Here is a 24,731-nt window from a genome sequence, read left to right as displayed (position 1 = left end):
GAAGTATAAGTAAATTTCTATTAATGGATAGAGTTAAAAGTGCGGATATAGTGGAATTACTATGCTTGTTGAGAAAATTAAAGGTTATCTTAATTCAATTAGTGGTGTACTTCAAGAAAGATTTGAGAATAGAGAAAGAGTATTGATGCTAGCTAGAGAATTAATAAGATATTGCGGGGAGACAATTTCATTATCTCACAAGGGTAAAAAAGAAGAGGCATTAAAAAAGTATCAGATTGCAATTTCTAAAGTATCTGAAATTCAAAAGATTATAGATAGTTTCCCAGAACTTTTATATGGCGATGTAGGAACTGCGTATCAAGAACTAGCTGAGGCTTCTATAGTGATTTCATTGTACTTTGATGTTGAGTTAAAGCTCTCTAAGGAACTCGGTATTCCAGACATATACTATATAAGTGGAATAGCAGACGCGATAGGTGAGATGAGAAGAAGAGTATTGGAGTTACTTAAGAAAAATAAAATAGATGAAGCCGAAAATACATATAATATAATGGAAGAGTTATATGAACTTCTATGGAGTTTCGAGTACCCTAAATCCTTGGTCCCTGGACTAAGACAAAAGATTGATACCATAAGAAGACTATTAGAGGAGACTAATCACGATATTTTTCTGGCTAAGCTCGGTAGGTCTTAACGATGTGATCTACTAGCTTTTCGGCAACATTGATACCAGTAGCTAGCATAAATCCTTTAAATTCTGGAACATCATTTAGCTCATTTATAACATATCCTTTTGATTTGTGCTCTAATATGTCTATAGATACGAATTCGCCTTTTACTAACTTTACAGACTTTACAGCTAATTCTCTTATGTTATCATCTAACTGAATAGGTGTAGGATTTCCTCCCAATGCTACATTTGCTCTCCACTCATTAGGTGGAATATTTCTTGCATAGCATCCCAATAGCTCATCACCTATTACTATACATCTTATATCTCTTTCTTTGTATTTGATATATTCTTGAATAATATGTACTTTTAGCGCTGAATTATTAAGCATTTCTCTATGCTCTATAATTGTCTTTCCCTCATATACATCTCTTATCAAAGATACCATCCTTCCCCAACTTCCGATAGGCGGTTTATCTATCAGTGGGAATCCCATTTGCTCATATGCTTTCATAGCTGCATCTGGAGATGCTGCTATTATTGAGTCCGGTATTGGAATTCCATGTTTAAATAGTTTAGAATATGTAAGTATCTTATCTCCGCAAGTGCCAATAGCGTCTGTTGAATTTATCGTATGTACACCGGCGGCCTCTAGTATCGCAGATGAGTAAAGAGCCCTATACATACTTACTGGTCTGATTATACCAACATCGTACTTGCTTAGTGCTTTATTGAATGGGATAGGTTCTTGGCCTACGTTAATTACGTCATAGTCTATTTGTCTTTCATTTAATGCCTTTATTATTAACTTCTCCTCTTGTCTAATTATATCTACTACTAAGGCTATCTTCAATCATATTCCTCCTCCATACTCAGATATTTCAAAAAAAGTAAGTGAGTCATAATTTAGGAAAGCCTTACTCACCTCATAACCTAATCTACCGTTAAGAATTATCGGAATATTATAATCAACAGCTGTTCTTCTAATGTTATAATCAAATTTCTTTAGATAACCATCCGTTACTATTATCTCTACCTTCTTGGCTCTTACCAGCTCCTCTGCCTTCATTTTGTCTATTGTTTCTATATCTTGTAATGGAAGCTCAGATATACTATAGACCGTTAGTCCAAACCTAGTTAAATTATCTGCAGTATCCTTTAAGTAATCCAAATTTTTATTCCCATAAACTAACGCTATTCCATTTTTATTTGGTATCCTATTAGGCATAGACGAAAGCCAACTCTTTAGTAATGCGTCATAAAATGTCACTCCAAATGATGCAGCCTCTCCAGTACTTTTCATTTCTGGTCCCAAGAATGGGTAAGCTCCTCTTAATTGAGACCAAGAGAATTGAGCACTCTTCACCGCCCAGTACTTGGATGGTGGTTCATAATAATCCTCGGAGAAATCTAGACCATCAAATATCGCTTTCATTGACTCATTTATTAGATTTATACCCTTTGCTTTGCTACTAAATGGCATTGATCTACTTGCTCTAAGATTTAATTCGATTATATATGGAGTATTTTCTTTTACCACAAATTGTACGTTGAATGGCCCTTTAATATTCAGTTCTCTAGCTATATTTAACACATTTTCTCTCATTCTATTCACATTATTTTCAGACAATTTTCTAAAGGGAATTGACATGGTTGCATCTCCGCTATGGACTCCAGCCTCTTCTATATGCTCTAATGTTATTCCTAATACCTTATTTCCATCTGAAACTCCATCAATCTCAGCTTCTATAGCGTTCTCGATGTACTTTGAAATCACTACTGGATATTTAGGAGAAATCTCAGTAGCTCTTCTTACATATTCATAAAGCTCCTCTTCTGAATAAGCTATTTTCATTGACGATCCACTTAGAACATAACTAGGTCTTACAAGAACTGGAAATCCTACTTCATTGGCAAACTTCTTAATTTCGCCTAATGAAGTTGCAGATATCCAATCCGGCTGCGAAATACCTAACTTATCTAATAGTTTTGAGAACTTTTCCCTATTTTCTGCGATATCTACACTGCTACCCGATGTTCCTAATAACCTTACTCCATTTTCCTCCAACTCTTTAGCTATTGAATTGCCTATTTGTCCACCTGAAAACGTGGCAACATATCTAAACTTCTCCTTCTTAATTAAATCCAATACTCTTTCCACGCTAATTTCGTCAAAATAAAGCTTCCTCGCAATATCCCAATCAGTTGAGACAGTTTCCGGATTATAATTAAGTACTGCTACTTCATCAAAGTACTTTGATCCTGCTTCCATTAGAGATACAACACTCCAATCAAACTCAACTGAAACTCCTATTCTAAAACCTCCTGCACCAATTATTAGTAATTTGTTCCCCTGTGAGAATTCTATATCATCTTCCGTACCATTATATGTTAAATACATGTAATTAGTAACTGCAGGCCATTCGCCAGCTAACGTGTCTATAAGCTTTACCACTGGTATTGTGTTGGTTTCGTATCTAATTTTTCTCACGTATTCAGTAGACTTATTTAGCGCTTTAGATATCTGCTCATCGCTAAATCCCAATTTCTTAGCGAGTTTTAATGTTTCCTTATCGATCTCTTTCAATTTTCTGAGAGTTTCGTAGAAATCTACTAATCCTTTGATTTTATTTAAAAAGAACTCGTTAATTCCAGTAACCTCATATACTTCATTAATTGTTGCTCCCTCTTTGAAGGCTTTAGCTGCGTATAAGAACCAGTATGGTCTTCTTTCTTTGAGGTACTTTAGCGCTTCTTCTTTACTCATATTGGACTCATATACCTTTCCACCTACGACCCCAGGTTCACCAATATCTAGCATCCTTATAGCTTTCTGCAAACTCTCCTCAAACGATCTTCCTATACTCATGACCTCTCCCACGCTCATCATCTCAGTTGCTAACGATTGATCGACGTTCTCAAACTTGCTTAGATCCCATCTTGGGATTTTAGTTACTATATAGTCTAAACTTGGTTCAAAACATGCACAAGTCCTTCCAGAGACTTTATTTATAACTTCATGGAGTTCGTATCCTAGTGCTAGTTTAGCAGAAACATATGCTAGTGGATAACCAGTAGCCTTACTAGCTAAAGCACTTGATCTAGACATTCTCGGGTTAGTTTCTATAATGTAATATTCGTAGCCTCTAGGGTTAAGCGCAAATTGTACATTGCACTCCCCGATTAGATTAATTGATCTTGCAACTTCTATTGTATAGGTTCTCATATTTTGATATTCAAGATTATCTAAAGTCTGGCAAGGAGCAACTACTGTTGACTCTCCAGTGTGGACTCCCATCGGATCTAGATTTTCAATACATGCTATTACAGCAGAATTGCCCTTTTTGTCTCTCATTACCTCATATTCTAATTCTATCCAATGGTAAAGATATTTCTCAAGCAGAACTTCTCCTATGTAACTTTGGGATAACGCTCTCCTAATATTTTTCTTCAAGTCTTCTTCAGTCCACGCTACCATAGAGCCTCTTCCGCCTAGATTAAAGCTTACTCTCACCATTACTGGATATCCCACGATTTTTGCGTTCTTTATCGCCTCTTCTTCACTCCTTGCAGATAAACTTGGGGGTACTGGTAAATTGTTCTCTATCATTGTTTCTCTAAACTTTTCTCTGCTCAGTGCTTTCTCTATTCCATCAATTTGCGTTCCTAATACTTTGACATTATATTTCTGTAATACTCCCTTTTTATGCAAGTCTACTCCAACATTCAACGCAGTTTGTCCTCCAAACCCTATCATTATACCATCTGGTCTCTCCTTCTCTATAACCTTCTCTACAGCCCACCAGACTACTGGTAACATGTATAATTTATCAGCAAATTTCTTGCTAGTCTGTACTGTTGCCACGTTAGAATTTACTAATACTGTCTCTATTCCTTCCTCTTTTAATGCCTTTAACGCTTGACTTCCACTGTAATCAAACTCTGCAGCTTCAGCTATTTTTATAGGTCCAGATCCAATAACCAGAACCTTTTTTGGAGTTTCTCTCATTTTCCAGTCACCATAGTTCTAAATTTATCAAATACCCAAGTTGTATCCCAAGGACCTGGTCTAGCTTCAGGATGAAATTGTGTAGTGATAATTGGTAATTTTTCATGGATTAAGCCTTCTATTGTATAATCGTCTGGATTATAGAACCAAATTTTAGTATTAGGCGGGATATCGTTTTTAGATATTATACCATATCCATGATTATGAGTGGATATATAGCATTTATTTGAATTGCTTTCAATTACTGGTTTGTTTATTGCCCTATGTCCGAATTTCATTTTCTTAATTTTACCTCCCAGTGCTAGAGTTGCTATTTGATGCCCTAAGCAAATACCTAAGATTGGAATCTTATACTCCACTAATTCAGAGAACGTCTTGATTTGATTTTCTAGCAAATTGGGATTACCTGGACCATTACTAAATACAATTCCCTTAGGATTATACTCAATTATCTTACTAGCACTAAAACTGCAAGGGACTCTAACAATTGAGAATCCTCTCTTATAAAGTCCGTACAAAATTCCATGTTTTATTCCACAATCCACTACTACGATCATATCTCCAGTATTTGGATGAAAGATTGGTGACTTGGGTGATGTAAATTGTGTGAAATCTATTTCATCGTACTTTTTTTCTAAATATTTTCTAGGATCGTCTATTTCTAATTCAGAAGCTATAATTCCCATCATCGTGCCATAGGTTCTAATCTTTTTTACAATCATTCTCGTATCGACATCAAAAACTCCTGGTACGTTCTCTGATTTCAGCCACTCATCTAATGTCAGCGCTGAGTTCCATTTACTAGGATATGTATGCTCAGCTACTATTAAGCCTTCAACTTGTATTCTTTCTGACTCGAAGTTGGTTAGAATACCTTGTTCATACTTCTTTTCGGGTACACCATAATTTCCAACTAATGGATGCGTAATAATTAGTATTTGACCCTTATATGAAGGATCTGTTAAACTCTCCACGTATCCATTCATAGAAGTTGTAAACACTACCTCTCCTACCTTGATTCCTTTAGCTCCAAAACTATATCCTTCAATAAACGTTCCGTCCTCTAGATATAAATAACCCTTCTTATTCTCCAATTTCATTTTCGATCACTTGTAATTCTCCTAATTTGGAGATTATTTTTAACTTATACTCCTCGATTTCCTTTTCATCTTCTTTCAATTTAGTTTCTCTAATTTTTATCAAATTAGCCATTAAATCAAAATTAGGAGACCCGATTACTGCCTTCATATTAATAGAATCCTCTATTTTTAAAGTTGACTTATAAGAACCTTCCCTAACTTTTTTAGCTATCTCAAAGTAGGTCGATCTATAAGGTACTTTCTTACTTATGGAAAGTAATTCAGCGTCATCAGTGGCCAAACTAGATTCATCAATGTTTATTTTATTTACTTGTATTTGACTAAAGAGTGAGCTTAAAACTCCTATTGAAGATTTAGTATAGTTTATTACAAGCCAATAATATTTATTCATCTCTTGTAAATCAAGATTGTATCCAGTAGGTAAACCTTTGTAAATGGAAAGCAAACTAGTTAGCATACCTATAGACTCCGCTGCCTTTGCTCGTAGTATCTCCATTGTAACTGGATTTCTCTTTTGGGGCATCAAACTGCTAGTGCTAACATGAGAGTCTGGTAATTTAATTAATTTATTTGACGAAAAGAAAATTAAATCCTCAGCTATTCTGCTTAGTACTACCATTAATACAGTTAATTCCGAGATCGTGCTGAGAATATCCGCTCTCGATGAAGTAGCTGATAATGTATTGTATATTATACTGTCAAATCCTAATAGTTCGGCTTCTTTTTCTCTATCAATCTTAACGTTTGTCCCTACTATTGCTCCAGAGCCTAATGGCGATTTATTAACTTGTTTTAACGTGGAAAATATTATTTCCCACCTCGAAGCTAACTCCTCTTCAATGTAAGTTAGGTAGTGGGCAAATGTTGTGGGTTGTGCTAATTGTAAATGTGTATATGAGGGAAATATTGTTGTTATATGCTCTTTTGCTTTATCCAATAGTATTTTTCTCAAGCTATTAATGTCAGTTAAAAGTTCTATTAGCTTATTTCTTAATCTCAGTCTTAAAGCTGTGGCAACGTGATCATTTCTACTCCTACCTAACCCTATCCATCCGGCATCCTCCCCTACTTTCTTTATTAAGAAATCCTCTAATGCTTCATGAATATCCTCATATCCTTGGCCAATTTCTTTAAACTCGTTTAATGCAACAAGGATCTTTCTAGCGGTTTCCTTCCCAAGGTATCCAGTCAAATAAAGACTAATTACGTGTGCCTTCATAGTTAATTTCACTTCTTCAATAATCTCTCTATCGCTATCCACGGATGAGGTATAGTTAACTACTTCGTCTTTTTCAGATCCCCATTTTCTATATAACATCAAAGTCCCCTTACTCTTCTCGCTATTAGTGAGTGCATTCCCCAAATCTCTATAAATCCCCTAGCCATTTCGTCGCTTGGATACCATCCTTTGTTATAACTAGCAATTTTTTCAGAATATGGAGAATATTCTGATTCTCTACCTACTATTCTGAACGAACCATTACTAACTTCAACCTTCGCTTCTCCGCTAATCCATTTATTCATTTCATCAGCAACTTTATGTAATGTCTCTCTTAGTGGCTCAAACCATAATCCTTGATATACTAGATCAGACCATAACTGATCTATGTGTCTTTTGAATCTTAATTCCATTGGAGTATAGATAGTTTTTTCTAAGTCAATATGAGCGTAAATTAGACCTAGAGCAGCTGGTACTTCATATACCTCTCTAGACTTAAATCCAACAACTCTATTTTCTATATGTTCTACCCTTCCAAATCCATGGCTTCCGAATTTTAAATTTAGAAAATCTACTAACTTATTTAATTCCATTTTTTCTCCGTTCACAGCTGTAGGAACTCCATTACTAAATTCTATAGAGACTATTTCCTTTTTATTGTAGATCTGTTTAGTCCATTCAAAGGCATCTTCTGGGACTTCAAGAGAAGGATCAGAGATTATGTCTCCTTCTATACTTCTTCCCCAAAGATTCTCATCTATGCTGTATTTGTCACTTTCAACCTTGATAGGTATTCCTTTCTCTTTAGCGTATTTTATTTCGTCTTCTCTAGTCATATTCCATATTCTAGCTGGTGCTATTATCTTAACGTCAGGGTATAATGCCTTAACTGCAAGGTCAAATCTCACTTGATCATTTCCCTTAGATGTAGAACCGTGAGCTACGGCTTCAGCTCCTTCCTTTTTTGCAACTTCAACTACTTTTTCTGCTATTAATGGTCTTGCCAATGCCGTTGACAACGGATAGACTCCTTCATATAATCCATTTAATTTTATCGCATATGCTATGTAATTGTTGGCAAATTGCCTAACAGCGTCTATTGTATAATGCTTTGAGGCGCCGGCTATATACGCTCTTTCTTCTATTTTCTTAAAATCGTCCTTTTGACCAACATCTACAGTAACTGTTATAATCTCAGCCTTAAAGGTTTCCTTTAGCCATCTAATCGATACTGTAGTATCAAGTCCACCAGAGTATGCAAGGACTATTTTCATTTCACAAAAAGGGTAAAGAAGAAGCTTAAAAACAATTGATATCATGAAAACAAGGGATTCTTGATAAATAGCATGTTAAAGGTTTCCTTTAGCCCTTATTCTTTATATAGAATTCTATTGCTTGTTTTATGAACTCAGTTCTACTATTTAGGCCAAGTTTTCTAGTATACATATCGACATCCCTCAGTATATCTTCCCTTAGTCTTACACTTACGACTTTTCGCATATATAATAGAATGTTACCGGTTTTTAAAAACCTAAGTGATAATTCTTAATAGGAAACTGTTAAAAAGAGGTCGAATAGTACGTAAAAAATCATTAACTTGCAGAAGTAAATATTACGGCTTTATTTTGTTGCAGATCCTTCTTTATTTTCTCTAGTCTTTGCATCATAATATTTATATTTTCATTGAGAATCTCTTTGTGGTACTTTCTAATATGCTCTTCACTATCTTCTTTAGCTATGATAATATTACACAGTGAACACTCATATGATCCGTCATTTTCCTTTTTGACTATTGGTGTGATTCCCTCTGAGATAGCTTTAAGTATTGGTACGAGTTTCTTAGCCTTTCCTTCACTTCCGCTTTTTTCGATAATCCTCTGGGCATAGCCACGGAGTTGATGTTTTGAAATATTATATTTATAGGCTACTGTAGCAGGTCCTTCTCCTTTCACTAAGTACTCTTCTAATGCTTCTATTAGATAGTCGCTTCCACCTAGTATCTTTAAAGCTACATAATTTACTAAAGACTTTATATCAGTTTGTTTCATATAGAGCCACTGGAACCCTCTATATTCTTTAGAGTTTAAAAGGTATATACATAATTCTATAATCTGAGAATTTCGTTCTTATAAGTCTTTATAGTGATTCCATTTCCATTATATACTCTGCCAAGTTCATATACAGTTCCATATCCTTCTAGTTTTGTTTTTACTTCCTTCATAAGTTCTTCTGAAACAAATAAGACAATTCCTATACCCATATTGAAAACTTTATACATCTCCTCGTGAGCGACCCCTGCTTTTTCGATAGTCTTAAAAATCTGTGGTGGATCTGGCATATTTAAGACAATCTTATAACTAGTAAGTCTTTTAAGCTTACTAAATGCACCTCCAGTTACGTGAGCCGCTCCCTTTATCATATTCATAACTTCCAAAATTGGTTTGACATAAATTTTAGTTGGTTTTAACAATTCATTTTTATATTCATCTAGCGAAAGCTTACCTTCTTCTATTAATTTTCTAACTAGGGAATAACCGTTAGCATGTATACCACTGCTTTCTAGTCCCAATACATAATCTCCTGGCCTTATTTCAGCGCCCGTTTTCAGTTTATCTACAACCCCTATTGCAGTACAAGAAAGATCAAATCCTCTAATCACATCAGGCATAATAGCAGTCTCTCCACCAATAACCTCAACATCAGCCTCTTTAGCACCCTGAACAATACCATCAATGATCTCATTTACCACATTATCCATCGGCCTTTCTAACGCAATATAATCCACTAAGGCAACTGGTTTTGCTCCAACACATATCAGATCATTAACATTCATGGCAACGCAGTCTATTCCTACGGGCTTTATTATTCTAGTTTGCAATGCTAGAAAAGTCTTTGTTCCTACGCCATCAGTATGCATCGCTATGTTAAGACTACCTATTTTTATTACTCCAGAATAATGTCCCGCTCCTATAATAGTATTTTTATAAGTAGATGAGATTATTTGAGAAATCATATTATGATAATTACGTAATTTTTCTAAATCAACTCCTGCTTTTTTATACTCCTCACTCACCATAACCCACCATTAGGAGACCAATCTGCAGAAACTCCAAGAATCCCTCTTTTTTCTCTATTTTTATAAGAATATCTTATGATTTCAGCCTTTTCAATTTGAGATTTAACTGTCCTCCCAATATCAGTCCTATATATCAATTTAGTATCACTGCTAATATATTGCATACATCTGTCTAAGTTCTCAGCAGCTTCTTCGAAATCTCCTATTGCAACTATTTCTAAAGCTCTAGAGCCTTTAGTTATAAGTTGCATTCCCTCTAATGCTACAGATCCAAAAAATACCACGCATCCGCGCTCTTTCATCTTTTCTAAATCTACTACAATCTTATGCCCAGATGCCATTTGTTTTGAGATAGGGTATCCTAATGTAGCAACAGCTCTGACTATAGAAGGTTTCTCGTTTATTTTTATACTAGCTTTATTCAAATGTCCAGTAGCTGTGAGCTCAATTGTCTCTCCAAAATCAGATTCTAATCTTGGAATTATGGCGGAAGCTTCTGGATCACCAAATCTTGAATAATACTCAATTACTGTAGGTCCCCAAAGTTCAGTTAACATCATTTGTCCTGCAATAACTCCTACGTATCTCTCTCCAGTCTCCTTGTATATCGCATCCATAGTCCTTTTAACTATATCATAAGTTGTTTGATACTCTTCATTGCTGATAAATGGAAGCAATTCGTTAGGTCCAGAAATTGATCCCATTCCTCCAGTCTCTGGACCTATTCCGTCTTGATACGCGTTCTTATAATCTTGAGCCAAAGGTAAGGAGATAGTTGTTTTCCCATCACTTAAAACATGAAGTGTGTATTCTGGTCCATCAACTTTCTCCTCTATTATAATTCTCGGCTCACCTTCCTTATTGTATAGACTCCCTATTTCATTCACGCTTTTTGTCAGTGCCTCTCTCTTATCATGGGTTAAATAAGCCTCTAGATCAGCTATTACCTTAACCCCTTTTCCTCCAGCTTGCCCAGCAGGTTTTATTGCGACTGATCCGCCATATTCTAATATGAACTTTGCAGTATCTTCTATTGTGTAAAATACCTTATATCTTAATCTTCCTGGAATAGAATGTTTCCACATTAACTCTCTTGCCCATGCCTTAGACTCCTCTATCCTTGCACACTTTTTGCTAGCCCCGAATACCGATATTCCCTCTTTTCTAAAAATGTCCGCAATTCCGTTGAATAAGGGATCTTCTGGTCCAATTACGCCTAAATCTGGGTTTACTTTCTTAATTACCTCCTTAATAACTTCTGGGGAGTTTACGTTACCTATAAAATACTCTGCACCAGTGGTTTTCACTATTGAATTAATCCCGGGATTTATATATGACGATAGTGCGTAAATCTTGTAACCTTTAGATGATCTTGCCAACGAATAGGCTAGAACGTTTTCTCTAGCTCCATCTCCAACGAGTAATACTTTCATTTTTCTCACCATGGATATTTTTTAGTCATACATCCTAAGCAGAGATCCCTATGCCCAATGGCTTTGAACAATCCTTCTATGCTTAACCAGTGTATAGAGTCTGCACCTAAAACCCTCGCTATAGTTTCGTCGTTAAGATTAGCTGAGATCAATTCTTTTTCGTCGGGGACTTCAACTCCGTACGGACATTGTGAGACTAATTTAGGGCTTCCTATCAGCACGTGGATTTCCTTTGCGCCCAATTTTCTCAAGTTAAATATAGTGTTTTTAAGGGTAGTTCCGGTGACCATAGAATCATCTATTAGAATTATTCTCTTTCCTTTTACTGCACTTTTTATTGGGTTTAGCTTAAGTTGGACCCCAACTATTTTTAGGAAAGCATCAGAAGATAACATTGTCCTTATTGGGCTCCCTGTCCTCGTAAAGCCTAAGTCTAATGGTATATTTAATTTCTTGGAATAGCCTATTGCGAAAGGTAATGCGGTTTCTGGAACTCCTATTACTGAATCAGCATTTATTGGATATTCTAAGGCTAATTCTTCCCCTATTTTCACTCTTAGGTCATAGATTTCTCTTTCGTTGATCATACTGTCTATTCTAGCTTGGTATACGTACTCTATAGTACAATACGATTTTCTAGGTATTCTCACCTGTTTGGATTCAATATGATATTTGTCAACGATCACTAACTCTCCCGGATTAATTTCCCTTTTGAACTCAGCCCCTATTACAAACATTGACGTTGGTTCGGAGGAAATAACTGCTAAATCGAATCCAAATCCACCTATGCTTAACGGCTTAAGTCCTAGTTCGTCTCTATAGGCTATTAACTGGCCGTCTTTACTAATGGCTATGAACGAGATCGGCTTTTTAATATCATCTATTGCATTTTCTGGCTCTCTTATGACATGGTTAAGAACATTGTTATCATCTATCATCCCATCAACGACTATAGCACCATTATCTATTGTTATGGGATAACTATTTCTGATTCCAGCATAACCTATTCCAGCCCATCCATTCAAGTCTTTAATTTCTAAATCCTCAGGCGCTACGTTCTCTAGTTTAGTAAATATATTCCTCTGCTTGTTCAATATTGCTATTCCACTTTTAGAATATCCTCTATGTTGCAAGCCTATTAGACCATAATATAAAAATCTAGATACATTCCATACATCATCGAACGCTAATATACCTAGTATTCCAGCCATTAATATCACTTCCCAAATATTCTTTCTAACTCTGTAGAATTATAGTTAAATTTGAGAGGATAAATCCCAGAAAAGCATGCATTGCATAAGTCTCTTCTACCTATTCCTTGTAACATCTCTTCGACACTTAGAAATTCAATAGAATCAGCGTTCAGCTCATTTCCTATTTCTTTTTCAGATTTATTATGCGCAATCAACTCTTCTCTTTTAGGAAAGTCTATTCCCATATAACAAGGGTATTTTATCATAGGTGATCCTATACGTACATGAATTTCTTTGGCGCCGGCTTTACGTAACATAGTTATTATTCTCTTCATAGTATTTCCCCTAACTATTGAGTCGTCTATTAAAACTATTCTTTTCCCCCTTACTGCATCTGCAACCACTCCAAATTTCTCTTCTAATACCTCATTTCTCTTATCTTGAGTTGGCATTATGAAGGACCTTACAGAGGAAATTGTTCTAACTAGAGGTTCCTCTAAAGGTATGTGACTTTTTCTAGAAAAGCCCAGCGCTATTGGCCTTGATGAGTCCGGCACTGGAACTACAATATCTCCGTTAGCTGGGTGTTTTTCTGCTAATAATTCACCTAACCTTATCCTAGCTAAGTAAACTGAATGCCCATCTATATTGGAATCTGGTCTTGCAAAGTATATATATTCGAAGGAACAAGTAGCGTAATTTTTCTCCTCATAGATTACTTTGTCATATAATATTTTGCCATTTTTCATAATTATCATTTCGCTTGGTAGAATATGTTTCAAAACGCTCCCACCTAGTTGTCTAATAACGGAATCCTCCGAGGAAACTATTAATGATCCTTCTAAAAATCCTAATACAACTGGATGAAATCCTTTAGGATCTCTAAATACTACAATCTCTTCATCATTCAAAAGAATAGCTACAGAGTATCCACCATCGACAACTTTCATAAATTCCTTTACAGTATCAGGGATAGAGCGAAAGGCCAATTTTTGCTTAAAGAACTTATATATAAATTCAGTATCTACCCTAAATGATCCAAACTGGTAATAGTTGCTTATTGTCCCATTGAACGCCACGACTATTTTTGAGTCGCCTAAAGGCTGTGCTTCTTCAATTGAGCTTTTTCCACTTGTTGAATATCTTACATGACCTATTCCATTTTTTATAAATTTATTAAGATTTTCCTTAAATACTTCGTCTACAAGTCCAGATCCCTTAATCGTCAATATTTCCCCATTCTCAGCATATGCGATTCCTGCAGATTCTTGACCCCTATGCTGAAGTAGTCTAATTCCCTCTACTACCAGTTGAATATTTACTTCTTTAGGGCTAGATACAGCAAAGACTCCACATTTATCACGTATGCTATCCATTACCCATTACCTCTTCTAGAAAATTAAAGTAATTATCAACTATATTTTTAAGATTATAATCTATATTATCAATAGTTAAAATATTAGTTTTTTTATTGACCCTTCCTATTATAGATGCTACAATACCTTTACTCTTACTCTTTTCAACTATCCATTCTGGTTCATTAGTTAAGACTATGAAACGTCCACTACTTTCAGAGAATAGATTCTCTATAACATTGTCAGTATCGCTTAAAATACTCTTAGTACTGATTTCTACTCCATATCCATGAACTAGTATGCTAAAAAGAGATGCCGCTAGGCCACCTCTACTTACATCTTTCGCAAATGTAATTTTCCCCTCATTTATAGAATCAATTACTACCTCAGAAGATAACAGATCCTCTTGTAATCTTACTTTAGGAGCTTGACTAGGTATCTTAAATATCTTTGATAATAATGATCCCCCTAATTCTTTTCGCGTATACCCTACTGATACAACGTATAAGTTGTCTTCCACTCTATTTTTAAGTAATTTATCTTGAACTAACCCTGCCATAACTATTAAAGGTGTTGGCTTTATTGGTCTTCCTTGATTATTTTCATTATAAAATGAAACTTTCCCACCAACAATAGGTATGTTAAAGAATCTAGTAGCCTCTCCTATACCTCTTATTGCTTCTACGAAAGTATAGTAAACTTCTGCCTTCTTTGGATCCCCAAACTGTAAATGATCAACTGCTACCATTCCTCTAGCCCCTACTGTAGCTAAATTCCTATAGGCCTCTGCTACTATTCCTTTTCCGCACTCATATCCATCCTCAGCGCACATGTCAGGATTTGCATCCGCTTTTATCGCCAATAACTTACCATTAGGAAGCGAGACTACTGCACTATCAGCATCACCGGGTTTAACTACTGTTGAGGTATTTACTTCATAATCAAACTGTGAATAGGCCCATCCTTTACTTACTAAATCTGGATGTGTTAATACAGTATAAATTGCACTTTCTAACGGTAAATCAACAATTTTCTCTTCAACATTTTTCTTAGTGTTTTTTATTGGCCATAAAAACCTCGGCGGGTTTAATAATACGTTTGTGGGTAGGGAGACGAGATCTTTACCAATATATCTAAACTTAATTACTGGTTCATTAGTTATCTCACCTATTACACTGCAAGGGTATTCGTATTCTTCAAAAGCTTCGCAAACTTCCTTAACGTTTTTCTCCTCCACTGCATATAACATTCTCTCTTGTGTTTCAGATATGATTACATCTGACGGATTCATATTTTTTACACGTAATGGAATTTTCTCTATATCTACTGTAGCACCAAGTCCGTTTGTTATCTCAGTTACAGCAACTGCTAGCCCTCCACCACCTAAGTCTTTAATAGCCTCTACTTTATCAGCGATTTCTAAGGTTACATCCAATATAATTTTCCCAGCAAAAGGATCAGCTATCTGTACTGCTCCAATTTCGTCTTCACCACTTAACTTTCTAGACGCAAATGAAGCTCCGCCTAAACCATCAACTCCGGTTAGTCCAGCTAACACTAATTTAAGTCCCGCTTTATCTACAATACTTGGTTTTATCTTGTCTTTTCTAACTATTCCGATCGCTGCTACATCTACTAGCGGATTATCATTATATGTATCATCGAATGATAATTCTCCACCAACTACCGGGACTCCAATACTATTGCCATAAGCCGCAATCCCTGCAATTATGTTCTTAAGCAACCATACGTTTTTCTTTATTTTCAGATTTCCAACCCTTATCATGTCCATAAGTGCAATTGGCTTTGCCCCCTTGCTAATAATGTCCCTTATTATTCCTCCTACACCAGTTGCAGCACCATTGAATGGATCAATGGCAGAAGGATGGTTATGGCTTTCAACCTTTATTACTACTGCCCATCCATCTCCTATATCTACCGCTCCAGCATCTTGCCAGTCTTTTATGCCCATTATAACATTAGGACTATCTATGGAAAAGCTCTTTAAGAAGATTTTAGATGATTTATAAGAGCAATGCTCTGACCATACTGCATCAATAACTCTCCATTCGGTCTCATTAGGTTCTCTACCTAGTCTTTTTCGAATCTCGTCCATCTCTATAGGGAGAAGATTTATGCCCATTCTCCTAACCTCCTCAAAAGAATTAACCCGTCAACAGTTCCGTCAATTGAAGTCAGTTTAAAGGAAGCCCTTTCTGGATGTGGCATCATTCCTATTACATTCCCTTCCTCGTTAGCTATTGAGGCTATATTAAGTAATGATCCATTTGGATTGACATCTTCACTAATATTTCCATTCTCATCACAGTATTGGAGAACCATATGTGTCTTTGCATAATCTATATCATCCACATAATATCGACCTTCCGCATGTGCTATGGGCATTCTTATTATTTTCTTATCTAATCCTTTGGTTAGAATTGTGTCAGCCCTAATTACCTTAAGGTAAACCCACTTCGAGATAAATCTTAATTTTAAATTAGGAAGCAATGCTCCTTTTAAAAGCCCGCTTTCCACAAGGATCTGGAAACCATTACATATTCCAATTACTATTTTTCCATCCTCTGCCATTTGCTTGACTTTTTTCATAGTTTCCGTACTAGCTGCGATACTTCCAGCCCTTAGATAGTCTCCAAAGCTAAATCCCCCTGGTAAAATTACTCCATTATATCTATCTGGATCGAAGTCCTTGTACTTTACTATCACTGTGGGAACTCCAGCCTCTATTAATGCCTTATAGACATCAGTTTCGCAAGTAGTCCCTGGGAACTTAATTATTGCAATCATTCTCTTCTCACTCTAACGAGTATTTTATGAATTATCGGATTGTATAATCTTCCCTCATTGGCAATTTTTTCAATTAAATTCTTTGCATCCTCTTCATTATTGGCCTCAATTTTGAACTGGATGTACTTTCCTACTCTCGTTTCAATTATGTTGTTTGTGTATTTCTCAATTACATATTTTTGTATTGTTTCTCCTTCTGGATCTCTAACTGAGTCTTTATTTATTATTATCAATTCTACATAGTATTTCATAAAGGGGCCCTCATGAGGTAATTCTTTTTAGAAATTCCTCATACGAGGATTTTACTGTTTTTAAATCGTAACCCTTCCTATATAAATCCTTATCATAAATTCTGGAATTACCATCTCTAATTCTCATACTATCTAACGATATTTCATCTCCAATTACTAGTTTATCGCCCAAACGGCCAAATTCTAGTTTAAAGTCATATAATATAAATCCTTTGCTTTTAATAAAATTGAATAGTACATCGTTCACCTTCATCATTATATCTTCTATATGCTGAGCCTCTTTCCTATTCATTAATTTAAGATGTTCCATATGGTAATAGTTAAGTAGGGGATCATGACGTAAGTCATCCTTTAAGAAAAATTCCACTATTGGCGATTCAAAGACTTCACCTTCTTTAATTGGTAATCGCTTAACTATACTACCTGTAGCAATGTTTCTTAATACAACTTCTACTGGTATCATCTTTAATTTCTTTACTATCATCGTTCTTTCATCCTTCATCCCTACGTAGTGTGTTTCTATACCATTTCTTTCTAGTAATCTGAAGAAGAATGCTGATGTTTGAGCGTTTAAAACGCCCTTACCCTCCAATATATCTCTTTTTTGACCATCACCCGCGGTTATGTCATCCTTAAACTCGAGTAATACGTGATCTTTATCAAAATCATAAACTATCTTGGTCTTTCCCTCAGAAATCTTGTTAACTTCCATTACGACAATTTTACATAACCGATATAAAAAGTTAGCTTCAAATAAGTATAAACTTTTACTTCATTATGTAAATCAAAATCCTTATAATTCTTCACCAATGCTTAACATCATGAGTAATCAAATTACAATAGACGATTTTGCAAAATTAGACCTTAAGGTTGGAATTGTGAGACAAGCTGAAAGGATTGAAGGAACAAGATTACTAAAACTATTGATTGACTTGGGTTCAGAACAAAGGCAAATAATTGCGGGTTTAGGAGAATATTATACCCCAGAGGAGTTATTGAACAAGAGGATAATAGTTATAGCCAATTTAAAGCCTAGAGTGATAAGAGGTTTTGAGAGCCAAGGTATGTTATTGGCCGCTGGATGTAAAGAGGATGAAGCGAAAGGAATAAAACCCAGAATACTAACTGTAGACGGAGAAGTTCCTCCAGGAACTAAGATATGTTAAATCCATTTGAGAAGTTACAGATCCCGCCAAAAGCCAATCAAACTATTGATACCATGCTAAAAAGGCTGCCAAAGATAGGTGGTACTACAGTTAGGGATAGAGAGATAAGAAGATTAAAGGAATATTATGAGAGAATTAAGAAATACTACGACTTTGTGGAACAATTCCCTAAAATTGACGAACTACATCCTTTTTATTTAGAGGCAACTAGAATTATGACTGATATTAATAAACTGAGGATATGTTTATCAGTTACCAAGAAAACCAGCGTAATATCTATGAAGATATTGAAAAAATACATCAACCAGATAAGGAAAAGTCCGGAAAATGAATCTAATCGAATAATGCGTCAAGCGTTTGGAAGAGTAAGTTCCGTATTAAGAAAATCCAGTGAATGTATAGATAGAGTAATAGACGTAGCGAAAGAATTAAAGAAAATCCAAGGTATAGATCCAACATTGCCGACTATCGTAGTAGCTGGCCCTCCAAACGTAGGCAAATCCACTTTAGTTTCGAAAATCTCTACAGCTAAACCAGAAATTGCCAGTTATCCCTTTACTACAAAAGAAGTTCATGTAGGTCATGTAATTTTAGACGACTTTCGTATTCAGGTTATTGATACGCCAGGCATTTTGGATAGGCCAGAAGCTGAGAGAAATAGAATAGAGAGAAAGGCTACTAACGCGATAAGAAACTTAAATGGCATAATCGTATTCATGTTTGATTCCTCGATTTCCTCAGTTCTATCTGTAGAAGGTCAAATAGAATTATTTAGGGAGGTGAAATTATTAAAAAAGATTGTCATACCTGTAATTAATAAGATTGATGAGAAATATGAAGAATATTATAAAAAGATTGTAGATTTTCTTTTAAGTGAAGGAAACGAATGGCACGAAATAAGCGCTGAAAAGGGAATCGGTATAGATAAGTTAAAAGAGGAACTTTTTAACTTGGTAAAAAGTAGTGGTACAAATGAAGTATCGCGTGATTGAAATCTTTACCTCTATCCAAGGTGAAGGGGAGGTTATCGGGATCCCTTCAAATTTCATTAGACTTGCTACGTGCAACTTAAGATGTGTATGGTGTGATACGAAATATTCGTGGGAAATTGGCACTGAGATGAGTATAGATGAGATTATTGCAAAACTTGATAAGAAAATTAAAACTACCACGATAACTGGGGGCGAACCTTTACTCCAAAACATATTACCACTTGCTAAGGAACTTAAGAGTATAGGGCATAAGATTGTGGTTGAGACAAACGGTACAATAAAGCCTTCAGAGGAATTAAGGAAAATCATTGATATCTTTTCGGTTTCTCCTAAGCTTAGTAATTCTGGGCATAAGCTAAAATACGACTTCGCAGATGATTGGGCTACATATTATAAGTTTGTTATAGTCTATCCAAATAAGGATATAGATGAGGTTGTAAAATTCGTCGAGTCTCAGAGTATTAATCCACGCAAAGTTATCCTACAACCAGATGGAAATAGAAGCGATTATATAAATGCAATAAATGAAATAGTGCAAATTGTGTTAGATAGGGGTCTTCAATTTAGAGTTCTTCCCCAGCTCCATAGAATTATTGGAGCTAGATGATAATAGGTCTTTTAATAGATTCATCTTTTGTTTTCCTCTTGCTAACACTTCATTACATACATTTACTAATGTTTTTATTTTATCCTTGTCAACTCTCTCTGTGTTTGACTCCCTTAAGAGATGAACCATTCTTATTCCCGTTCTTAATTCAACTAAGACTCCCTTTTGGTTTGTAGCTAAAATCCCACTATGTTTAAAACCAGCTTCTCTAGCGATTTTCAAGATATCCCAGCCAGTTTCAATGTTTTTAGCATAAATATGTATAATGGGTCCTTGTACTATTAACCATAGTCGCCTAACTTGATTTTTGCTTAAAACGTCCTCTAGATCCTGTTCCGTAATTCTCAAATGATTTTTGAATATGATAGTTGAGTTTTTCCTATCCCAAGGCATTTCCGCATCAACAATAGTTATTCTCCCACTACAACTACTTTGGGTATAAACATCGTTTCTGTTTCTATAGAATGCTAGTAAGAAGCCAAGAATATCTGGATCTAAGTAACCTATTTCTTTATCATGGTATATTTTATTAAGCGCTTTCTCTCTTAGTTCCTCCCACACCAACATATATTTAATTAATCCCCTATGCTCAATAAAAGTTTATGACACTTAGTGATGTGATATTAAGATATCTGTTAAGTGAAGAACCTATTATAGAAATAAATGAGAATGACATAAGTGCGGAAGAATTCAGCAGTATTGATGAGATAAGTATAGGACTAAGAATAATAATTATCGGTAAAAATAGAAGGAGGAGATTAGTGGATTTGGGATTATTACAAATTATCGCTAAATGTGGACACTTGGATTTTATTAGGGATTATCTAAACATGAAATTTACGTTAAGAGACATATATACCAAATATAACGTCTATACAGAATTAGAATATCTTGCTATTCAAGAAGACTGTGCTGGGTTGGTTAATGATTTGGATTTGAAATGTGTTTTATTAAAGGTTAAATCTACAACAGAGAAAAGAGGCACTACCAGATGACAGACTAGAGGATATTCTGTTTGTATATATAGTGATGAAACATTTTAGCAAGTTATAATTATATCTCTAAATGTATAATGAACGAAAAGGAACGAAAGCAAGTTAAAAAATTTTTCAGGTTTCTTTTTTTCACTTCAAGGGGAGGAATAACTAGGCTAAAAATAGTAAGAGTACTAGAGGAGAAACCCTTGAATCCCAACCAAATAGCTTCAACGTTAAAACTTGATTATAAAACTGTAATGCATCACTTAGAAGTTCTAATGGAGAATAATATAGTATATAGGGAGGCCGATGGATACGGTTTGCCTTATAAGCTTACAACTTTTTATAAGACTTATAAGGACGTTCTAGATGAATTAGAAAGAGAAATTAGGCAAAAAGCTAATAAAAGCTAATAAACCAACTTAACCTTTGCCTTTTAAACCTTTCTAGTTAATATCTATTTCCGTGAAGAAGAAAGGAAAGAGCTTAGCGGAGCTACTAATAGACGTAAGGATTGCAAGAAATAAGGTGCAAAACATAATTAATAGAATGCAGAATAAGATAGGTACTTATAATCATATCTTTATGAGAAATGTAGCTTCATTCCCTCATTTATCAAAAATGGTCGCTAGAGAATCTGAGCTTCTCGAGAATGTGATGGACCATTTGTTGACACTAGAGGTAATTTTAGAGATACTTGAGATAAAAATTGAGACTATTATCTATATAGGCAATATAGTTACTAGCGCTGCATCAGTAGTTGAAGCTATAAAGCTGCTTAAAGAAAGTTTCAATTTAACGCCAGATATCTCACTATTGCTTGACGATATATATAGTAATTTCTACGTTAATGTCGATCTACCCAAAGAGATAAAGATTAATGTAAAAGAAGAAGCGAGAAGCGTATTGTTGGATGCGGAGAAAATCGCCGAGAAGAGAAAAAGTGAAACTTATTATCAAGTTAATACATAGATCTATATAGATCTAGATTGAGCAAATCAATAACAAGGAAAATACAGTTAACTGGAGGATCTACCTATATAGTCTCTTTACCAAAGGAATGGATAAAAGCATTATCATTATCTGCCGGCGATGAAGTTGAGATCTATCAAGATACTGATATGAAGCTACTTATAGTTCCCAAATCTGCGAATACAACAGATCAGAAAGAAATCAAGAAGATTATACATTGCGATAACGTGACGTCAGAAGCCATCATCAGGGAATTTATAGCATATTACATAGCTGGATTCTCTTCTGTATCAATAACATGTCCTAGGATGTCTAGCTCTACAAGGGCTTATATTAAGGATGTAGTAAGGAGAAGATTGCTGGGGGCTGAGGTAATAGAAGAGGATGTTAGTACAATTTCTATCCAATTTCTTGTTGACGAAAAAGAGTTATCAATCAAAAAGGCGATATCAAGAGCATTTACAATATCATATAACATGCTTAGAGATTCCTTGGAGGCTATAAGTAAGGCTGATATCGAGCTGGCTAAAGAAATATCGGGAAGAGACGATGAGGTGGATAGGTTTTTCTTCTATATTGCTAGGCAATTAACTATTTCAGTAAAAGCTATAAACGTACTGGATTCTGAGGGGTATAATCTCACACAAATGGTCGATATATATTCAGTAGCCAAAACAATTGAAAGAGTAGGTGATCACGCAAACAGAATAGCCAGTCTAGTAGAGGATGTAAGTAAGTTTAGTAATAAAGAAGATCTAGTGAATTTAGGTCTTACGATTTTGGAAAGTTATAAGTCGGCCATGAATGCGTTTTTAAACGAAAAGAAGGACATTGCACATAGTCTAATTTCAAATATTGAAATATTTGAAAAATTACGAGAATTACAAGAAATAGCAATTAAAAGTAATGACAATCCAAAGATTATAACTTCAACTTCGATGACAGTTGAATCTTTAAGGAGGGTTGCAAGATATTCCGCTGATATAGCTGAAGCTACAATAGATATACTGGCTAAATCGAATAAGTGATAAATTTTAGATAATTAGGAAAAGCTAGATTTCTGTATATATTAATCACTTCCTCCAAATTTTTGGCCTTTTTAATCTTGCCTACCAAATTTTTTAAAGCTAGTTTATCATCTAATGTATATACACCACGTCTATATAAAGAGGAAATGCATTTGGTATTCATTACTGAAACTACTGCATAACCAATACTAAATAAGTGATCAGCTGTTTCCAAATCTTTGTGAGAAAACAAACAAATTCCCGGGTGCGTATGTGTAGTGGCTATACCCTTTGGAAATGGTATAGAAACTCTTTTCTCATCTCCCTCAAGTATTATGTATGATCCATCGCTAAGTACTATGTTCATAAACTCCACATCTGAATTGATAGTCCTACTGGCGTAGTTTAACATAAGGTTTTGTAAGAAATTCATATAAATCCTCAATATCTCATCATAAATTACAAAATACTCATACACACTTCTACCCTTTTTGACTAAATCGTTTTCGAGATCAAATTCATAATCTCTATCTATATAAATATAAGTTAAATCTGTTGTTGGAATTACGCCATATTCCTCGTGTAGATTTTCCCCTATTAATGTTAGTTTATAAAGACCGGCTATTTTTTCACTAATTTCATTTTTTCCTAAAAATTGCTCCTTTACATTTCATCACCTTATCCTCGATAATCTTATTTATAGTTCTTAATGCTGTTAATGGATTCCCTGCATTATAAATACTTCTTCCAATGATTTCATAATCCGCTCCAGCACATACTGCATCGCCATAACTTCCACCTTGACTACCCATACCCGGAGAGACTATGGTCATTTTTTCGAAGTCTCTCCTATACTGCGTTATATGATCTAATTTAGTCCCTCCAACTACTATTCCTTTTGGGCTTATCTCTCTTATAACGTTTTTAATATAGTCTGCGAATAACGTACTCCATCCTTCATGTGACATTACGGCAACTAAGTATAAATTTTTAGAGTTTGCATCAAGATATCTTTTTAATTCATCTAGAGATCCCTTAACGCCTATAAAGGAATGTGCTATGAACGAGTTGGCGAAAGATAATCTTTCAACTATGCTTTTCATTATGTATCCGATATCTGCAAGCTTAAAATCAACAATAATTTCCTCCACGTCTAAACCAATTAAGAGCTCTCTAGTTTTATCCACTCCTAGATCTAAAACTAAAGGTAAACCAACTTTTATCCCATATAACTCATTTTCCATCTCTTTAAGAACTTGATATGAGAGAGGTTTATCCATTGCTAATATTACTCTACTTTTCAACATTCTTCACCAAATAATCTAGAATTGACTTCTTTTCATTATCCTTAAGTTTATCACTCTTCAACAATTCATCTAGAATTTCTGAAATTTTAAATAGAGAGTGTAATTTGACTCCTAGTTTTTCCAATCTTTGTGAAGCCCCTTCTTGTCTATCTATGATTACTAGTGCGTCTGAAACTTTACCTCCACCGTTAAGAATCTCCAATGTTGCTTTCTCTATGGATACTCCTGTAGTTGCAACGTCATCTACTAACAATACTCTTTTTCCTTTTACATCGAGTTCTAATGTACGATTAGTTCCATGACCTTTCTTTTCTATTCTAATATATCCCATAGGCTCTTTAAGGTTACAAGCTATGAATGCCGATAAGGGAACTCCTCCAGTGGCTATTCCTACTATTATATCATGGGGTATATCTTTTGCTTTCTTTATAGCTTGATTAACTATATCGTAAAATTCTGGATAATTTGGTAAAGGTCTTAAGTCTAAGTAATATGGACTAACCTTACCTGATGTTAAAACGAAACTTCCTATTAATAATAATTTCCTTTCGAGTAAGACTTCTGCGAAATTCATACGTAGAGACTCTGTGAAAAAGAATTTAAATATACTTCTATCATAACCAGTTAT

General features: G+C 35.0%; 27 protein-coding genes. 8 read left to right on the top strand and 19 right to left on the bottom strand.

Translation table 11 applies throughout. The features are described 5' to 3' along the window. Nucleotides 1-61: 61 nt before the first annotated feature. Nucleotides 62-655 carry a translin family protein gene (locus SSOP1_RS03250; RefSeq protein WP_009991182.1) on the top strand — a complete coding sequence of 198 codons (594 nt, stop codon included), beginning with the start codon at nt 62-64 and terminating at the stop codon, nt 653-655. Here the strand turns inward: SSOP1_RS03250 and lysX are convergent. The 15 genes from lysX to purC all read right to left on the bottom strand — a co-directional run bounded on the left by lysX (nt 636) and on the right by purC (nt 17,787). Beyond that, complete coding sequence (gene lysX / locus SSOP1_RS03245; protein WP_009991181.1) at nt 636-1,484, bottom strand: lysine biosynthesis protein LysX; 849 nt, start codon at nt 1,482-1,484, stop codon at nt 636-638. The genes SSOP1_RS03250 and lysX overlap by 20 nt on opposite strands. Then, the gene (carB, locus tag SSOP1_RS03240) at nt 1,485-4,640 is read right to left on the bottom strand and encodes a carbamoyl-phosphate synthase (glutamine-hydrolyzing) large subunit (RefSeq protein ID WP_009991180.1); all 3,156 of its coding nucleotides are present in this window, start codon (nt 4,638-4,640) and stop codon (nt 1,485-1,487) included. After that, nucleotides 4,637-5,740 carry a glutamine-hydrolyzing carbamoyl-phosphate synthase small subunit gene (gene carA / locus SSOP1_RS03235; RefSeq protein WP_009991178.1) on the bottom strand — a complete coding sequence of 368 codons (1,104 nt, stop codon included), beginning with the start codon at nt 5,738-5,740 and terminating at the stop codon, nt 4,637-4,639. The genes carB and carA overlap by 4 nt, the downstream gene beginning before the upstream one ends. Then, nucleotides 5,724-7,058: an argininosuccinate lyase gene (gene argH, locus SSOP1_RS03230; RefSeq protein ID WP_014511588.1), complete on the bottom strand. Its 1,335-nt coding sequence runs from the start codon at nt 7,056-7,058 to the stop codon at nt 5,724-5,726. The genes carA and argH overlap by 17 nt, the downstream gene beginning before the upstream one ends. Then, a complete protein-coding gene (locus tag SSOP1_RS03225; protein WP_173645063.1) occupies nt 7,058-8,233 on the bottom strand; it encodes an argininosuccinate synthase in 1,176 nt (391 codons plus the stop codon). The genes argH and SSOP1_RS03225 overlap by 1 nt, the downstream gene beginning before the upstream one ends. Nucleotides 8,234-8,321: 88 nt before the next feature. After that, nucleotides 8,322-8,459: a ribbon-helix-helix domain-containing protein gene (locus SSOP1_RS03220; protein ID WP_009991172.1), complete on the bottom strand. Its 138-nt coding sequence runs from the start codon at nt 8,457-8,459 to the stop codon at nt 8,322-8,324. A gap of 92 nt (nt 8,460-8,551) precedes the next feature. After that, nucleotides 8,552-9,007 (bottom strand): hypothetical protein, encoded by a 456-nt coding sequence (locus tag SSOP1_RS03215; protein ID WP_009991171.1) that lies wholly within the window; start codon nt 9,005-9,007, stop codon nt 8,552-8,554. Nucleotides 9,008-9,063: 56 nt separating this feature from the next. After that, the gene (gene purM / locus SSOP1_RS03210; protein ID WP_009991170.1) at nt 9,064-10,035 is read right to left on the bottom strand and encodes a phosphoribosylformylglycinamidine cyclo-ligase; all 972 of its coding nucleotides are present in this window, start codon (nt 10,033-10,035) and stop codon (nt 9,064-9,066) included. Continuing rightward, the gene (gene purD / locus SSOP1_RS03205; RefSeq protein ID WP_009991168.1) at nt 10,029-11,468 is read right to left on the bottom strand and encodes a phosphoribosylamine--glycine ligase; all 1,440 of its coding nucleotides are present in this window, start codon (nt 11,466-11,468) and stop codon (nt 10,029-10,031) included. Before purD ends, purM begins: the two co-directional genes overlap by 7 nt. Nucleotides 11,469-11,473: 5 nt before the next feature. Continuing rightward, nucleotides 11,474-12,679 (bottom strand): amidophosphoribosyltransferase, encoded by a 1,206-nt coding sequence (locus tag SSOP1_RS03200; protein WP_009991167.1) that lies wholly within the window; start codon nt 12,677-12,679, stop codon nt 11,474-11,476. A 5-nt stretch (nt 12,680-12,684) separates the two neighbouring features. Next, a complete protein-coding gene (gene purF / locus SSOP1_RS03195) occupies nt 12,685-14,037 on the bottom strand; it encodes an amidophosphoribosyltransferase (protein ID WP_009991166.1) in 1,353 nt (450 codons plus the stop codon). Beyond that, complete coding sequence (purL, locus tag SSOP1_RS03190) at nt 14,030-16,159, bottom strand: phosphoribosylformylglycinamidine synthase subunit PurL (protein WP_009991165.1); 2,130 nt, start codon at nt 16,157-16,159, stop codon at nt 14,030-14,032. Before purL ends, purF begins: the two co-directional genes overlap by 8 nt. Continuing rightward, nucleotides 16,150-16,824 (bottom strand): phosphoribosylformylglycinamidine synthase I, encoded by a 675-nt coding sequence (gene purQ, locus SSOP1_RS03185; protein ID WP_009991164.1) that lies wholly within the window; start codon nt 16,822-16,824, stop codon nt 16,150-16,152. The genes purL and purQ overlap by 10 nt, the downstream gene beginning before the upstream one ends. After that, nucleotides 16,821-17,075 (bottom strand): phosphoribosylformylglycinamidine synthase subunit PurS, encoded by a 255-nt coding sequence (gene purS, locus SSOP1_RS03180; RefSeq protein ID WP_009991163.1) that lies wholly within the window; start codon nt 17,073-17,075, stop codon nt 16,821-16,823. The genes purQ and purS overlap by 4 nt, the downstream gene beginning before the upstream one ends. Before the next feature lie 10 nt (nt 17,076-17,085). Continuing rightward, a complete protein-coding gene (gene purC / locus SSOP1_RS03175) occupies nt 17,086-17,787 on the bottom strand; it encodes a phosphoribosylaminoimidazolesuccinocarboxamide synthase (RefSeq protein WP_009991162.1) in 702 nt (233 codons plus the stop codon). 97 nt (nt 17,788-17,884) lie between these two features. Between purC and metG the strand changes: the two genes are divergently transcribed. From metG to SSOP1_RS03160, 3 genes are read left to right on the top strand one after another with little or no spacing between them, the layout of a single operon-like run. After that, nucleotides 17,885-18,241 (top strand): methionine--tRNA ligase subunit beta, encoded by a 357-nt coding sequence (gene metG, locus SSOP1_RS03170; protein WP_009991161.1) that lies wholly within the window; start codon nt 17,885-17,887, stop codon nt 18,239-18,241. Further along, nucleotides 18,235-19,233 carry an NOG1 family protein gene (locus SSOP1_RS03165; RefSeq protein ID WP_009991160.1) on the top strand — a complete coding sequence of 333 codons (999 nt, stop codon included), beginning with the start codon at nt 18,235-18,237 and terminating at the stop codon, nt 19,231-19,233. The genes metG and SSOP1_RS03165 overlap by 7 nt, the downstream gene beginning before the upstream one ends. Further along, nucleotides 19,214-19,840 carry a 7-carboxy-7-deazaguanine synthase QueE gene (locus SSOP1_RS03160; RefSeq protein ID WP_009991157.1) on the top strand — a complete coding sequence of 209 codons (627 nt, stop codon included), beginning with the start codon at nt 19,214-19,216 and terminating at the stop codon, nt 19,838-19,840. The genes SSOP1_RS03165 and SSOP1_RS03160 overlap by 20 nt, the downstream gene beginning before the upstream one ends. Here the strand turns inward: SSOP1_RS03160 and SSOP1_RS03155 are convergent. Then, nucleotides 19,778-20,407 (bottom strand): tRNA(Phe) 7-((3-amino-3-carboxypropyl)-4-demethylwyosine(37)-N(4))-methyltransferase, encoded by a 630-nt coding sequence (locus SSOP1_RS03155; protein ID WP_009991156.1) that lies wholly within the window; start codon nt 20,405-20,407, stop codon nt 19,778-19,780. The two genes, SSOP1_RS03160 and SSOP1_RS03155, sit on opposite strands and share 63 nt — an antisense overlap. A gap of 35 nt (nt 20,408-20,442) precedes the next feature. Here SSOP1_RS03155 and SSOP1_RS03150 point away from each other — a divergent pair, with 35 nt between their 5' ends. The 4 genes from SSOP1_RS03150 (at nt 20,443) to SSOP1_RS03135 (ending at nt 22,817) form a co-directional block, all read left to right on the top strand. Next, nucleotides 20,443-20,835 (top strand): hypothetical protein, encoded by a 393-nt coding sequence (locus SSOP1_RS03150; RefSeq protein ID WP_009991155.1) that lies wholly within the window; start codon nt 20,443-20,445, stop codon nt 20,833-20,835. A gap of 77 nt (nt 20,836-20,912) precedes the next feature. Further along, the gene (locus SSOP1_RS03145) at nt 20,913-21,230 is read left to right on the top strand and encodes a winged helix-turn-helix domain-containing protein (RefSeq protein ID WP_009991154.1); all 318 of its coding nucleotides are present in this window, start codon (nt 20,913-20,915) and stop codon (nt 21,228-21,230) included. 52 nt (nt 21,231-21,282) lie between these two features. After that, nucleotides 21,283-21,789 (top strand): cell division protein CdvB3, encoded by a 507-nt coding sequence (gene cdvB3, locus SSOP1_RS03140; RefSeq protein WP_009991153.1) that lies wholly within the window; start codon nt 21,283-21,285, stop codon nt 21,787-21,789. Between the two features lie 17 nt (nt 21,790-21,806). Then, a complete protein-coding gene (locus tag SSOP1_RS03135; RefSeq protein ID WP_009991151.1) occupies nt 21,807-22,817 on the top strand; it encodes a PhoU domain-containing protein in 1,011 nt (336 codons plus the stop codon). Here the strand turns inward: SSOP1_RS03135 and SSOP1_RS03130 are convergent. The 3 genes from SSOP1_RS03130 to pyrE all read right to left on the bottom strand — a co-directional run bounded on the left by SSOP1_RS03130 (nt 22,801) and on the right by pyrE (nt 24,677). Next, entirely contained in the window at nt 22,801-23,208 is a 408-nt protein-coding gene (locus SSOP1_RS03130) for a hypothetical protein (protein ID WP_029552571.1), read from the bottom strand. The two genes, SSOP1_RS03135 and SSOP1_RS03130, sit on opposite strands and share 17 nt — an antisense overlap. A 226-nt stretch (nt 23,209-23,434) precedes the next feature. Then, nucleotides 23,435-24,103: an orotidine 5'-phosphate decarboxylase / HUMPS family protein gene (locus tag SSOP1_RS03125; protein ID WP_009991148.1), complete on the bottom strand. Its 669-nt coding sequence runs from the start codon at nt 24,101-24,103 to the stop codon at nt 23,435-23,437. Then, the gene (pyrE, locus tag SSOP1_RS03120) at nt 24,090-24,677 is read right to left on the bottom strand and encodes an orotate phosphoribosyltransferase (RefSeq protein ID WP_009991146.1); all 588 of its coding nucleotides are present in this window, start codon (nt 24,675-24,677) and stop codon (nt 24,090-24,092) included. The genes SSOP1_RS03125 and pyrE overlap by 14 nt, the downstream gene beginning before the upstream one ends. Nucleotides 24,678-24,731: the final 54 nt, after the last annotated feature.

Source organism: Saccharolobus solfataricus (assembly GCF_900079115.1).
In the GTDB taxonomy this organism is placed as follows: domain Archaea; phylum Thermoproteota; class Thermoprotei_A; order Sulfolobales; family Sulfolobaceae; genus Saccharolobus; species Saccharolobus solfataricus.
Note: the sequence above shows the minus strand (reverse complement) of the source record. Positions and strands in the feature narration are given on the sequence as shown.